Genomic DNA, 14167 nt, shown 5'->3' on the forward strand with positions numbered 1-14167 from the left:
ATGATGGCGGCGGGGCGGTCGCGACCTGCGATCCGTCCCGCGCGTCCCGAAGACGCAAGCTTCGTTGCCCGCAACATCCTGGCGTCGCAGCGCGGCCCGTTCCCGCGCGGCTGGTTCGACATCGCGCTCGGCTGGGACGAGCCGCAATGCCTTGACTTCGTCGAGCGGATCGCGGTCGCGCCAACGCCATCCTGGTGGCACGTCTCGCAATCCATCATCGCCGAAGCCGAGGGAAAGCCGGCGGCCTCGCTGTGCGCCTTGCCCGCTTCCGGCACCGGCGCTGCCGCGAAAGCGGCGATCGAAGCGGCAGCCGGCGAGAGCGGGCTCGCCGCATCGGACGTGGCGGCGATCTTCCGGCGTGGCGCCTACACCAGGAATTGCTGGGTGCAGGGCGGCGAGGGCGACTGGCTGATCGAGCATGTCGCCACGCTGCCTGAGTATCGCGGGCGCGGGCTGGTGCAGGCCTTGATCGATCACGCCCTCGCCGCCGGCAGGGCTGCGGGATTCGAGCGGGCCTCGATCTCGTTCCTGATCGGCAACGAGGCGGCGGAGCGATGTTACGCCAAAGCGGGTTTTGCATTCGCTGAAGAGAAACGCGACCCGGCGTTCGAGGCGATCACGGGTTCGCCGGGCTTCCGACGGTTTACGCGCGCGATGTAGAAAATTTCGTAGGGTGGGCAAAGCGCAGCGTGCCCACCATCCATCCTCGATCACCATCCTGAATGGTGGGCACGCTGCGCTCTGCCCACCCTACGATTCTCGACTACGCCGGCCCGCTTGGTATGTCCGAGAACCGCGTCAGCCACGCCACCGGGCCGATGCTGGCGGCAACGATCAGCAGCGCTGCCAGCGCGCCTTCCTCAAAGCTGCCGCGGCTGGCGTACTGGTAGATCGAGGTCGCCAGCGTTTCGACGTTGAGCGGCCGCAAGAGCAGCGTTGCCGGCAACTCTTTCAGGCAATCCACGAACACCACGATGGCGGCGCCGAGCATGGCGGGGCGCAGCAGCGGCAGATGGATCAGCCGCATCGTCGTGGCCTGGCGAGCGCCGACGGCGCGCGCGCTGTCGTCGTAATCGTGCGGAATCCGCTCGAAACCTGCCTTGATGAATCCGGTCGGCACCGCCAGAAAGCGGATCACATAGGCAATGACAACGGCGCCGCCGGAGCCGATCAAAATCAGTCCCGGCAGCGATTGTCCGAGCGATGCGGCGAGCGTGTTCAGCGCGTTGTCGATAGCGAGCAACGGCGCCAGCAGCCCGAGCGCCAGCACGAGGCCGGGCAGCGTGTAACCCAATTGTGCGATGTTCATCGCGACGAAGCGCAGCCTGTTCGGCCGCCAGCGCCAGGCCAGAATGGTCGCAAAGCCGAGCAGCAGCGCGGCGAGCGTGGCAAGGCTCGCGAACGCGACCGAGTTGAAGGCGTCGCGCCACAACGCCATGTCGAAATTGGCAAACAGCCCGCGCTTGAAACTCTGATGCGCGAGATACGATAGCGGCACCAGAAATCCGAGGCACACCGGCAGCAGGCAGGCGGCGAATGCCAAGCCGCCCTTGATGCCGGCAAGCGTCGTCCGCTGCGTCAGCCGCGGGCTCTCGGCGGAAAACTCCGTCGTGACGTTGCGCCGTCCGTAGCGTTCAATTGCGATAAGCCCGGCCACGATCGCCAGCATGAAGCAGGACAGCTGCGCGGCGCCGGCAAGGCTGCCGCGGTTGAGCCAGGTCGTGAACACCGAGACCGTGAGCGTGCGGACGCCGAGATATTCGCTGGCGCCGATATCGTTCAGCGTTTCCAGCGACACCAGCGCGACGCCGACCGCCAGTGCGGGACGTGCCATCGGCAGCGAGATGCGCCAGAAGGTGGTCCAGCGGCCGGCGCCGAGAGTCTTTGCGGCTTCAGCGAACTCCGCGCTCTGGAACTGGAACATCGTGCGCGCCGAAAGATAGACGTAAGGATAGAGCACCAGCGCGATGACGATGATGGCGCCGGGCAGCGAGCGCAAATTGGGAAGCACGCGCACCGCGTCCTGCAGCGGCAGCCAGAGCGCGAGCGTCTTGTGGACCAGGCCCAGCGGGTCGAACAAATCGACGTACACGTAAGCCGCGAGGTAGGTGGGGATCGCGAGCGGCAGCGGCAGCAGCCAGAGCAGCATTTGCCGGCCGCGAAACTCATGCAGCGAGATCAGCCACGCCGTGCCGGTGCCGATCGCGAGCGACAGGGCGGCGACGCCAAAGAGCAGGAGCGCGGTGTCGAGAAGGCTCCGCGGCAGTACGTATTCGATGAGGGGCTGCCAGACATCAGGCGCAGGCTGCAGCGCCAGCGCGATGATGGAGATGACGGGAGCGGCAACAAGAATGGCGGTCGCGACCGCGATCGATGCGGCGATCCGGCCCGAGCGCGTGGTCCGGGTCACGCCGGCTCACATCGGCAAGAAGCGCGAAGCCCAAGCAGCAATATGCCCTCTCCCGGGGAGGGAGAGGGCATATTGGCGGAAATGCTGTCGCGACCTGGTGCGATCAATTATCGAATCCGACCTTGTCCACCAGCGTCGAGGCCGCCTTGCGGTTGGTGACGATCTTGGCGATCGGCGTCGGATCGGCGGTGAGCTTGCCATAGCCCGCAATGGTCGGGTTGACGGCGACACCGGCGCGGATCGGGTATTCGTAGTTGGAATCGGCGTAGATCTGCTGCGCCTTCTCGCCCGCGAGCCACTCGATCAGCTTGACGCCGTTGGCCTTGTTGGGCGCGTTCTTCGCCAGCAGCACGCCGGAGAGATTGACGTGGGTGCCGCCGCCCTCAAACGTCGGCAGGATCACTTTGGTGGCTTCGGCCCACGGCTTCTTCTCGGGATCGTTGTTCATCATCAGCGCCCAGTAATAGGTGTTGCCGATGCCGATATCACACTTGCCGGCGGCCACGTCGCGCGCCGCTTCGCGGTCGCCGCCCGACGGCTTCTGCGCCAGATTGGCCTTCACGCCCTTCAGCCATTCCTCGGCTTTGGCCTCGCCGTGCTTGGCCACATAGGCCGCGAACAGCCCATTATTGTAGATGTGCTGGCCGGAGCGGATGCAGATCTTGCCCTTCCACTTGGGATCGGCGAGCTCTTCGTAGGTGATCTTGTCCTGCTTGACGCGCTCCTTCGAGGCGTAGATCACGCGCGCGCGCATCGAAATGCCGGCCCAGTGTCCGTCCGGATCGCGATACTGCGCCGGCACGATCTCGTCGATCACGACGGATTTGATCGGCTGGGTGACGTCGGCCTTCACGGCGTCGTCGAGGCGGCCAAGATCGACCGTGAGCAGCACGTCGGCCGGGCTGTTGGCGCCTTCGGCCTTCATGCGCTGTTCGAGACCTGAGCTTGCCGAGACCACGTTGACCTTGATGCCGGTGTCCTTGGTGAAGGCATCGAACAGCGGCTGGATCAGCTTGGTTTCGCGATAGGTGTAGACGTTGACCTCGCCGTCGGCGGACGCCGGCGAGGCTCCGAACGCGGTAAAACAAAGCAACGCGGCGGTTGCGGCGGTAGCGCGAAATTTGGTCATGAGAGTTGCCCGACAAAGCTGGTGAAGATGCCGGTTTCAGTAGCGCAGCGGCTGCCATGCCGTCAGCGACTGGATGTCGCGAACGGGTCGATTTAGAGCGATTCCAACGCTCCGATTTAGAGCGATTCCAAAGTGTGCCATGCCGTGGTGAAGGCGTGCGTGCCGCCGGCCAAAATGGCCTTGGCATCCTTCATGCTTGGAATCAGGGTATCGCAGTGCTTGAAGCTGCAACCTTCGCCGGACAAATCGCCAGCCCACCCTGCGAACTGCGCTACCGCCCCGTGAAGTTCGCTTGTGCTCGGATGGGCACCGGAAGCCGCAGCCGGGGAGGCGGACTTGGAAGGCTCGATGGTGGCGCTGCTTTCGGACGCAGTTTGAAGTTTGAAAAGATTTCGCTTAGCAGCCGTCTGATGGCGGGCTCTATCTTCGCGCAGATGAGCCAGCAGACCAGGACAAGCATACCCAGACCAACCCACAGGGCCAGGGTGGCATCCAGGCCAGCATCGATCAGGACACGAATGATCGCCGAGCCAATGACGTTGTGAGTCAGATAAAGCGGATAGGTGATTAGCCCGAGCGTTCTCAAATAAGCCGGCGCTTCAGCAGAAGCGGTGCCGGCAGAGCGCCTGCTCCGGTTCGCGGCGACGGCAATGAGCAACACCGCCGCAGCCCAAACGAGGATCGGCAGAAAGGCTGATTGATCCGAGATGGCGGGTATATTCGTCAAAAGGAAAGAGGAAAAATAGTATATTTCGGCACACCCGGAAAGACATGTCACGACCACGGCGAACTGTTCGAGGGCCGTCAATTTTCTGTTTGCCGAAATGAACAGCCAAATCCCGAGCGCAAAAAAGCAGCCGTGACACAACAACCATGTTGCGCCCGGCACTCGAAACATCAAAACAACCCAATAAAGCATGTCGGACTGTATCGCGCCCGATAGCACCAGCATGGAAAAGGCGTTGAACGCGGCGCTATAGATGGTGAGACCCCAGGCCAGGTGCCGCAGCGTGACTTTCTTCGTGAGCAGCGTGCAAAACACCAGCCCATAAAAGGCCATTTCTGCCGCCAGCGTCCAATAGATGCAGTCAAGCCATTGACCTTTGATTCCCTTGGGAATGAGCAGCATCGCCTGGATGTAGGGGAGAATGAAGTCGGATGCCTTCTCACGCGCAAAGAAAAGCAGAACGAGGAAGGTCAAGGTGGAGCAAACCCAGACCGCCGGATAAAGCCGGAGTGCACGACCGAAAAGAAACTCCTTCGCCGACGACTTGCTCGCGGAATTCGCGATGACGAAGCCGGAAATGACAAAGAATATTTCAACTCCCACCCAACCGAACCACGTGAAAGGCGCAGCCGACGGGAATTTAACGTCGGCGGCGACGTAGTGCTCAAAACCCGGCGGAACGTTGATTGAAGACCAGGCCGAGGACCAAAACATCAGGTGAAAAACAGCGACGCCGAGAGCGGCCCCGAAGCGCAGTGGATCCAGCAATGAGAAATAGTTTTTCACGGGAATTCATCGCATTCATGGAACAATCCCGTTGCAAATATTGGATCCGTTCAACTGCCTCTTTGACGAAGGTCACACATCCCCCGCCCAGCGTTCAAATGCACAGGCTGAGCAACTGGATGAGGCACTTCGAGGCGCTGAGTCCGCGCCTTAGTCCTCGCTCGCCTTGAACCGGTTCATCCCCTTCAGCACGAACGGCGCCAGCAGCGCGACCAGCGCGATGCCGAGCAGCGTGGCCGACATCGGGCTTTGCAGCAGCACCATGGGATCGCCGAGGCTGATGGCCAGCGCGCGGCGCAACTGGCTTTCGGCGATCGGCCCCAAGATGAGGCCGACGACGACCGGCGCGATCGGAAAATCGAACCGGCGCATCAGAAAGCCCAGCACGCCAAAACCTGCCAGCATCGACAGTTCGACGACCGATGGTTTTGCCGCGATGGTGCCCATGGTCGCGAACACGAGAATGCCGGCGTACAGCCATGGCTGCGGGATCGCGAGCAGCTTCACCCACAGGCCGACCAGCGGCAGGTTGAGAACCAGCAGCATGACGTTGGCGATGAACAGGCTCGCGATCAGGCCCCACACCAAATCGGGCCGCTCGGCGAACAACAGCGGTCCCGGGTTCAGGCCGTATTGCTGAAAGCCCGCCAGCATCATCGCAGCCGTTGCCGAGGTGGGAAGGCCGAGCGTCAGCAAAGGCACGAGCGTACCGGCGGCGGAGGCGTTGTTGGCGGCTTCCGGCCCCGCGACACCCTCGATCGCGCCCTTGCCGAATTCCTCCGGATGTTTCGTCAGCCGCTTCTCGGTCGAATAGGACAGGAATGTCGGAATCTCCGCACCGCCGGCGGGGAGCGCACCGATCGGAAAACCGAACATCGTCCCGCGCAACCACGGTTTCCATGACCGCTTCCAGTCCAGTTTCGTCATCCACAACGAGCCGCGCACCGGCTCGATCTTCTCCTCGGCGTGATGGTGGCGCGAGGCGACGTAGAGCGCCTCGCCGAGGGCGAACAGGCCGACCGCAAGCGTCGTCACTTCGACGCCGTCGAGCAGTTCGGGAATGCCGAACGCAAGCCGGGCTTGGCCGGTGAGCTTGTCGATGCCGATCAGCCCGAGCGTCAGCCCGACAAACAGGCTGGTCAATCCGCGGATCGGCGAATCTCCGAAGGTTGCGGACACCGTGATAAAGGCCACGCACATCAGCGCGAAATAATCTTCAGGCCCGAAGCGCACTGCGAAATCCACCAGCCATGGCGCGAGAAAAGCCAACCCGATGGTGGCGATGGTGCCCGCGACGAACGAGCCGATCGCAGCCGTCGCCAGCGCGGGCCCGCCGCGGCCGGCCTTGGCCATCTTGTTGCCCTCGAGCGCGGTTGCCATCGATGCGCTCTCGCCGGGCGTGTTGATGAGGATGGCGGTGGTCGAGCCGCCATACATGCCGCCGTAATAGATGCCGGCGAACATGATCAGCGAGCCGCCGGGATCGAGCTTGTAGGTGACCGGCAGCAGCAATGCGACCGTGAGCGCCGGACCGATGCCGGGCAGCACGCCGACCGCAGTGCCGAGGAATACGCCGATCAGCGCGTAGAGCAGATTCATGGGCTGCACGGCGACGGCCATGCCATGCGCAAGCGCGGCGAAAGTTTCCATTACAGCAGTCTTTCCAGAGGCCCGGTGGGGAGGCTCAACGTCAGCAGCCGATCGAAAGCGAGATAGATCAGGGTGGTCATCACGATGGCGATGGCGGAGTCGGCGAGAATGGCGCGCCGTCCGAAGGCAGCCGAGGTGGTGACGAACAAGGCCGAGGTCGCAAGGATGAAGCCGCCGCCAAGGCCGATGATGGCGATAAGCAGCGCCAGGCCCCCGAGGATCAGCAGCACAGCCTTCGGGTCCGCGCTTTCGCGCGGCGGCAGGTTGCCGCGCAGCGCGTCGATCAGATTGCCGATCGCGAGAAGGCCGAGCCCGATGGCGATGACGACCGGCATCACCTCGGGACCCATGCCGTACATCGTGGTGGCCGGCAGTTGCCTTGAGTCCCATACCAGCACCGCGGCAACTGCCGCGAGCGCCAGCGCAATGACGACGCCGGCGCGATCGACGCGCCGCGACGCCGGCTCCTGCGGAAGATCCGTCATGATTTGACGAGGCCGACCGACTTCAAGACGTCGGTGACGCGCGCGGTTTCCTTCTTCAGGAAATCGGCGAACGCATCGCCGCCGAGATAGGCGTCATCCCAGCCCTTCTGCTTGAGGATGTCCTTCCAGGCGTCCGACTTGACCATGTTCTCCACTGCGGTGCTCAGGTTCTTGCGCTGTTCCGGCGTGATGCCGGGAGGCGCGACCACCGAGCGCCAGTTGGCGATCACCAGGTCGATGCCCTGTTCCTTGAAGGTCGGAATGTCGCTGCCGGCGATGCGCTTCTCCGAGGTCACGCCGAGGGCGCGCAGCTTGCCGGACTTGATCTGGCCTTCATATTCGCTCATTCCCGAAATGCCGGCGGTGACCTTGCCGCCGAGAATGGCCGCCAGCGACTCGCCGCCTCCGGAAAACGGGATGTAGTTGACCTTCTTGGCGTCGGCGCCGATCGCACCCGCAAACAGCGCCGCCATCACATGGTCGACGCCCCCGGCCGAGCCGCCGGCAAACGTCACCTTGGCGATGTCGGCCTTCACGGCAGCGGCAAGATCCTGCGCCGTCTTGAGCGGTGAATTCGCCGGCACGACGATCACCTGGATCTCCTCGGTAAGGCGCGCAATCGGCGTCACCTGTTCGAGTGTCACCGGCGATTTGTTCATGGCGAGCGCGCCCACCATGACGAAGCCGTTCACCATCATCTGGTTGCCGTCGCCCTTGGCGCCGGTGACGAACTGCGCGATGCCGACGCTGCCACCGGCGCCGGCAACGTTGGTAACCTGGACGCTGCGGGCAATCTTGGCGGCGACCAGCGCCTGCTGCATCGACCGGGCGGTCTGATCCCATCCGCCGCCAGGTGCGGCGGGCGCCATGATCTTGAGCTCGAGCTGCTGCGAGAGGGCAGGCGCGCTAGCTGCAAGCGAAAGCGCGACGACCGCGCCGAACAGGCGCGTTTGAAACGGGATCATGGGGGTTCCTCCAGGCTCACACAGAGCGGCTCTGTGTCAATTCGCCGCATATCAGCCGGAAAAGCCGCCGCTGTCCAGAAGGACCTTTACGTGTCCGAACCGGATCTCAAAGATTTCGGTAGGGCTTTGAAGCGTGTGCGTTTTTGGCGTTCGGCACTTGCCTTGAACGAAGTGAAACGCCAACTGCTCGGCACGTCCGAAGAGGAGCCGTGCTTTGCTTGGCCTTGGCTAGGGCGCCTGAGTAGGACGCGATGACAAAGGGTGGCCAGGGGCTCGGGGCGCGAACGCGCCGGCGATGATGGAAGGGAAATCAATGCACGAGAATTCTCAATCCGGCCGAGAAGCCGATCGAAGCAGCGGCCGCAAGATGCGGCTGTTCTCCGCCGCCTTGAGCATGTTCGGCGCCAAGGTTCAGATTGCTGCGCACGAGAAGGACATCGACTTCGAGCTGGTCATGGTCCCCTTCACCCAGAAGGAGGGTTATGCGCCAAAGCATCCGGAAGTCCTGCGCATCAATCCGAAGCGCCAGGTCCCAGTGCTGATCGACGGTGACCTCGAGATTTTCGATTCCACCCAGATCTTCGAATATCTCGAAGACATCAAGCCGAATCCTGCGCTGTGGCCCGCGACTCCGGCAGCGCGAGCCTGGGCTCGCCGGCTGGAGCATGAATCGGACGAGGTCTATTTCCCCCATATCATCAAATTGATGCCGCTCTGGAATAAGCCAGACGATCCCGCCGGGAAACCCGCGCGCGAGGCCGCTGCCGCTTTTTACCGAACTATGGAGCGCGCGCTTGGCGACCGCGAGTTTCTCGCCGGCGAATACTCCTTTGCCGATATCGCGTTCTATATGGCCCAGCTGTTCGGTGCCCGCATGGGGGCCGGCATGACCAATGAGACGCCAAACCTTCTGCAATGGCGGCAGCGCATGACGGCAAGACCGGCTGTCATCAAAGTCGTCGCACCGATGGCCGATTATTTGCGCAGCGATGGCCGCAGCGTTCCAGCGTTTCTCTCGCCAATAGCGGGGTGATCGACGCTAGAGCCTTTTCGGTTCTGATTGAATCAGAACCGGGCTCTAGATTCTTGTTTTGACGCGTTTTCTTAACGCGAACCGGTGTCCACTTCGCTCGAAAACGCTCTAAGCGCGCACGACCGCGTGCGGAAACACGATCTCGATCAGCGTGCCGGAACGGCCGCCGGTCTTGATCTGGAATTTGGCGCGGTTGGCTTCGACGAGCGCTTTGGTCAGCGACAGGCTGACGGCCGAACTTTCGGCCCGATCCGATGGCGCAGGCGTGCGGAACGGCTGGAGCGCGGCGGCAACTTCATTGTCGTTGAGGCCGTTGCCGGTGTCGCGGACCCGCAGCATCACCTCGCCGAAATCGGACAGCGCGGTCGAGACGATGACCTGGCCGCCGGCGTTGGCCAGATGGATCGAATTGCCGATCAGGTTCAGCGTGATCTGGCGCAACGCCCGCGCATCCGCGATCACGGGCGGCAGCGAGTGTGCAAGCGAGGTGCGGATGATGATGCGCTCGCGGTTGGCCTGCGGCTGCAGCACCGCAACGCAGCTCTCGACCAGTTCGTTGAGATTCTGGTTGGTGAAGGCGAGATCGAGTTTCCCGGTTTCGATCCTCGAGAGATCGAGCAGGTCGTTGACGATGGCGATCACGCGTTCGCCGGAGGCGCGGATGTCCTTCATGTATTCGCGGTAGCGCTCGTTGCCGAGCGCGCCGAAACGCTCGCCGATCATCACCTCGGAAAATCCGATGATGGCGTTCAGCGGCGTCCGCACCTCGTGGCTGATCCGCGCCAGCACGTCGGCCTTGGCATTGGTGGCACGTTCGGCCAGCCGCCGCGCCTCACGCAATTCGCTCTCGGTGTGCCTGGCTTGCGACAGATCGCGGAACACCGCGAAGAAATTCGGGCCGTCAGGGCGGGTGCGGCCCATGGTCATCGACAGCGCGATGATGCCGCCCTTGCTTTCGCGGCCCAGCACCTCGCGGCCGTGATCGAGCAGGCTGGCGACGCCGGAAGCCTTGATGCCGGCGAGATACTCGAACACGCCATGCCGGCTTTCGGGCGCGAACAGCTCGGCGAGATTGCGTTGCGCGAGTTCGTTGCCGTCATGGCCGAACAGCGCTTCGGCGCTGCGGTTGGCCGCATGGATGTTGCCCTCGGCGTCGAACATCAGGATGCCTTCGGCCGTGGTGTCGAGGATGGCGGCGAGGTCTTCGGCGTTGGCATGGCCGACATCGGACGGTTCGAAAACGTCAGGCTCCGAGGCCGCCGGTTCGGGCTCCGATACCGGCTCGGCTCGCGCGATGGCGGCCGCGATCGCCGCGCCCTCGTGGCGCGTGCCCGAGAAGATCAAGGCCAGCGCCGAGTCGCCGTCCCACGAGATGGTGTAGAGGCGCGCGTCGGCCGCCGCTGCCGGCGTATCCGCGTCCGCGGGCTGGCTTGCCGAAATCGTCACCGGCTTGCCGGTGTCCGATGTCGAGGAGGCGTTTGATACGCCGGGTTCGACATAGAGCGCGTCGAGGCCGCCGGCATCTTCCAGCGCGTGCAGGCTCGCATAGCCCATCTGCGTCAGGAAGGCGGCGTTGGCATACAGCAGCCGGTCGAGCCGGTAGATCAGGATGCCGACCGGCAGCAAATCGAGCAGCGCCTTGTCGCGCGCCGCTTCGCCTCGCGCCGGCGGCTCGGGCGGCGCCAGCCATTCGGGCGGCGCGGGAGCCGGTTCGCGCGCGGCCAGCGGTTCAAAGATGGCTTCGCCGTCGGCGTCCAATGCCTCGTTGCCGTTCTCGGTGTGGAGGCGCGCCGACAATTGCCGCGCGAGTTCGTCGAAGGCGCTGTTTTCAACCGGCGTCAGCGCTGGCTGCTTCGCTTCGCCCGGGACGCGGAACGGCAAGACGTTTGCGGCAGCGTCTGGAGGCAACTCGATTGTGGTTTCCGTCGGCGCGTCCTTGACGGTTTCCTGGACGTTTGCGTCGACGCTTTCCTGGACACTTTCCTGGACGCTTTCCTCAAAGGCTTCCTTGGGAGGTTCCACGGGCGTTTCCAAATCTTTTTGATGTGAAGGCTCTGCAGCAGAAGTTTCTGCAGCAGTGGTCTTGGCAGCAATCGGTTCAGGCAATTTGTCTGATGAAGACGGTGCAACGCTGGCCGGCTCGGCAGATGGCGCAGCGGACCGTTCTTGCGGCGTCACGATCTCGCCGGACAATTCCGCCAGGCGCAGCGCGGCGAGCCGCGCCAGCGCATCGAAATCGCGGCAGACGCCGAAGCCGCGATAGCCGATGAAATTCCGCGCCGCATCGAAGATCGGCAGGCCGGACAGTTCGACCGGCAAGGTGCCGCCGCCGTCGACCGGCCAGTTCAGCGTGATGCCGCTCCAGGTCGCGCCCGTCGCAAAGGCCTGCATCATCCGGCCGGCGGGATCGAATCCGAAGGTCTCGGCGATCTCGCGCCATGGCCGGCCGAAGGCGGCCGTGGTGCTCGGGCCCATCAAGCCCAAAAATTCGTCGGTGCCGAGCGTGAAGCGGCCCTCCCGATCCATCTGCCAGGTGAAGCGCAGCGGCAGGCGGCGCGCCTGCGGCGCCGGCTGGCCGACAAATGCTTCGAGCCCAAATGCGCCGGGCGCAGGCGACGGCGCGCGGGGAGTGGTTTCGGCCGGCGGCGGCTCCTCGACAGCGGCAGGCTCCTCGGCTGTGGCAGGCTCGGCAAAAGCATCGAACAGGGCAAACTCGGCAGGCGCTTCGCCCGATTGTGCCGGCTGCTGGTAATCCGGAGCCGGTTGCGGCGCGACCGGTTGCTCCGTGACGGGCATGATGGGTGCGCTCGGCTGCAAGACTGGCTCTGAGAAGACCGGCTCTGATGAGGGCGGCTCGGATGATGATGTGGTGGCCGGCTGCATCCCGTTATCGGACTGTGTCTGCGTCGGCCGCGGCGCGATCAGCGCGATATTGCCGGCGGCGATCAGAACGCCGTGGCTGCCATTGGGAAAGTCGAACCGCGAGCAGCCGCAGGTCGCAGGCCCGCCGAGCGCCGCGCCAAATCCCTGCAAGCGCTCCAGCCGGATGGCGCCGTTGGCGAGCAACCGGCCCGCGAGCCGCGCGACCTGCCGCCGGTGCCGGTCGGCCGGCCCGAAGGTTTTTTCGGCAAGGGCTGCGGCACTGGCCGCGCCGAACACGCGGGCGCCGGCCTCATTGGCCCACAGGATCCGCTTGCCGTCGGCGGTCCACAGCCATGCGGGCAGCCGGCTCGCCGCATAGGCCACTAATCGCGGATCGCTCGAGGCCAGCCACTGAAATTCCCCATCCTTCATCGCAACCACATGACCGCCCGGCATCAGGATCGGCAGCCAAATGCCGACAGCGTTAAGGGAACATTACTATTGCAAGCCGGCAGCGGCAGGTCCACGGCCCGACGGGCCGGCGGAAATTAAGCGGCGGATAACCTTAACCCGGCGGGACCCTTTGGCCGGCCGCGGCGTTGGGTGGTTGCAAACGGCCGTCAAGGGTTCAAAGGGGAACCTCCCCGGCGCCGCATCCGACCCGGAGCGGCTCCCTGACGGTATCCGGACGCAATCCCTGCCAATGCAAAGGAACGCACCCATGAGTGACGAAGTGCGAGACCGATTCGAGATACCCAAGGAAATGCGATCGATGGCGGAAGCGAGCGTCGAGCAGGCCCGCAAGGCTTTTGAGAAGTTCGTCACCGCCGCGCAGGATGCCGCCGGCACCATCGAGGAGCGCAACGCCATGGTTCGCGCCGGCGCCAAGGATGTCAGCGGCAAGGCCATCGCCTATGCCGAGCAGAACGTGCAGGCTTCGCTCGACCACGCGCAATCGCTGCTGAAAGCCAAGGACTTGCCCGAGGTGATGCGGCTGCACAGCGAATATGTGCAGGCGCAGATGCGCGCGCTGGCGGAGCAGGCCAGCGAAATGGGCCAGGTCGTCAGCAAGGCCGCCATGGAGGCGGCGAAACCGAAAGCCTGACGCCCGCCGGCGAGAAGCTGCCACTGATTCGCCTGCTGGAACTCGTATGCCGGGTTAAATTTGCGGCGTTGCACCAGAAATTGCATTGCGTTGCACAAATTTGACACGATATGGGTGCTTATTGGGCGAGCCCGCGAATGGGCACTTCCCGTGAATGTGTGTGTGAGTACGTGATCCCTTCGGCGTCCGGCCATTTGCCCGCCCGGCGTCCGCGAGGGGGAACATCGTTTAACCCCATTGTGAAGGATGCAAGCCGTGACCAGCTCCACCGATCCCTTCTCCGCCTCCATCATTCCCTTCGAAGTCCCCGAGCAGATGCGCGCGCTTGCTGAAAAGGGCGTCTCGCAGGCCCGCGACAGCTACGCCAAGTTCAAGGATGCCGCCGAAACCCATAACGGCACCATCGAGGCCGTGTTCACCTCGGCCAGCAAGGGTGCCAGCGAGTACAACGCCAAGCTGATCGAGTTCTTCAAGGCCAATACCTCGTCCTCGCTCGATTTCGCGCAGGAGCTGTTCGGCGTGAAGACGCCGGCGGCGGCGATGGAGCTGTGGACCTCGCATGCCAAGAAGCAGTACGAGACCCTCACCGCCCAGGCCAAGGAGCTCGCCGAGCTCAGCCAGAAGGTCGCCAGCGAGACCGTCGAGCCGATCAAGGCCTCGGCCTCGAAGCTGTACAAGCCGGCTGCCTGACCGTTTTTCGGTATTGATAACGAAAGCCCGGGCGAAGCAGCCCGGGCTTTTTGCTGCCGCGGGTGATTTTGGCAGGGCCGAGTGACCTGTCAAATGAACGCAAAATGCCCTCGGGACGACTACAATCAGTCACTCCGCGGCCTTGCCAAAGCGAGGCGTTGCACCTAGTTTCCGGCCCATTCGCAGGCCCCCTTTTTGGGGCCCTCGCGTGAGGTATGCAGTTGTAGCTCAGTTGGTTAGAGCGCCTGTCTGTGGAACAGGAGGTCGGTGGTTCGAGCCCACCCAACTGTACCAACCTTCATTGCGCTGAATTCCCACTCGAAAC

General features: G+C 63.7%; 11 protein-coding genes and 1 tRNA gene. 5 read left to right on the top strand and 7 right to left on the bottom strand.

The window, feature by feature from the left end; all coding sequences use genetic code 11:
• Entirely contained in the window at nucleotides 1-660 is a 660-nt protein-coding gene (locus KIP88_RS24805) for a GNAT family N-acetyltransferase (protein WP_214490658.1), read from the top strand.
• Nucleotides 661-763: 103 nt separating this feature from the next.
• On the opposite strand, the gene KIP88_RS24810 is transcribed toward KIP88_RS24805, so the two are convergent.
• The 6 genes from KIP88_RS24810 to KIP88_RS24835 form a co-directional block, all read right to left on the bottom strand.
• Entirely contained in the window at nucleotides 764-2410 is a 1647-nt protein-coding gene (locus KIP88_RS24810) for an iron ABC transporter permease (RefSeq protein ID WP_214490659.1), read from the bottom strand.
• Nucleotides 2411-2513: 103 nt separating this feature from the next.
• Complete coding sequence (locus KIP88_RS24815; protein ID WP_214490660.1) at nucleotides 2514-3539, bottom strand: Fe(3+) ABC transporter substrate-binding protein; 1026 nt, start codon at nucleotides 3537-3539, stop codon at nucleotides 2514-2516.
• A 271-nt stretch (nucleotides 3540-3810) separates the two neighbouring features.
• Complete coding sequence (locus KIP88_RS24820) at nucleotides 3811-5052, bottom strand: acyltransferase (protein WP_308163633.1); 1242 nt, start codon at nucleotides 5050-5052, stop codon at nucleotides 3811-3813.
• 150 nt (nucleotides 5053-5202) lie between these two features.
• Entirely contained in the window at nucleotides 5203-6702 is a 1500-nt protein-coding gene (locus KIP88_RS24825; protein WP_214490661.1) for a tripartite tricarboxylate transporter permease, read from the bottom strand.
• Nucleotides 6702-7187 (bottom strand): tripartite tricarboxylate transporter TctB family protein, encoded by a 486-nt coding sequence (locus KIP88_RS24830; protein WP_214490662.1) that lies wholly within the window; start codon nucleotides 7185-7187, stop codon nucleotides 6702-6704. Before KIP88_RS24830 ends, KIP88_RS24825 begins: the two co-directional genes overlap by 1 nt.
• Nucleotides 7184-8152, bottom strand: coding sequence for a tripartite tricarboxylate transporter substrate binding protein (locus KIP88_RS24835; protein ID WP_214490663.1), 969 nt, complete (start codon nucleotides 8150-8152; stop codon nucleotides 7184-7186). Before KIP88_RS24835 ends, KIP88_RS24830 begins: the two co-directional genes overlap by 4 nt.
• A 313-nt stretch (nucleotides 8153-8465) precedes the next feature.
• On the opposite strand from KIP88_RS24835, the gene KIP88_RS24840 reads away from it, so the two are divergent.
• Entirely contained in the window at nucleotides 8466-9185 is a 720-nt protein-coding gene (locus KIP88_RS24840; RefSeq protein WP_214490664.1) for a glutathione S-transferase family protein, read from the top strand.
• 108 nt (nucleotides 9186-9293) lie between these two features.
• Here KIP88_RS24840 and KIP88_RS24845 read toward each other — a convergent pair whose 3' ends face one another.
• Nucleotides 9294-12503, bottom strand: coding sequence for a PAS domain-containing sensor histidine kinase (locus tag KIP88_RS24845; protein ID WP_249790994.1), 3210 nt, complete (start codon nucleotides 12501-12503; stop codon nucleotides 9294-9296).
• 265 nt (nucleotides 12504-12768) lie between these two features.
• Here KIP88_RS24845 and KIP88_RS24850 point away from each other — a divergent pair, with 265 nt between their 5' ends.
• From KIP88_RS24850 to KIP88_RS24860, 3 genes are all read left to right on the top strand, one after another.
• Nucleotides 12769-13152, top strand: coding sequence for a phasin (locus tag KIP88_RS24850; protein WP_214490665.1), 384 nt, complete (start codon nucleotides 12769-12771; stop codon nucleotides 13150-13152).
• 255 nt (nucleotides 13153-13407) lie between these two features.
• Complete coding sequence (locus tag KIP88_RS24855) at nucleotides 13408-13842, top strand: phasin (RefSeq protein ID WP_214490666.1); 435 nt, start codon at nucleotides 13408-13410, stop codon at nucleotides 13840-13842.
• 217 nt (nucleotides 13843-14059) lie between these two features.
• A tRNA-His gene (locus KIP88_RS24860) sits at nucleotides 14060-14136 on the top strand.
• Nucleotides 14137-14167 lie beyond the last annotated feature (31 nt).

Source organism: Bradyrhizobium sp. SRL28 (assembly GCF_018596315.1).
Taxonomy (GTDB): domain Bacteria; phylum Pseudomonadota; class Alphaproteobacteria; order Rhizobiales; family Xanthobacteraceae; genus Bradyrhizobium.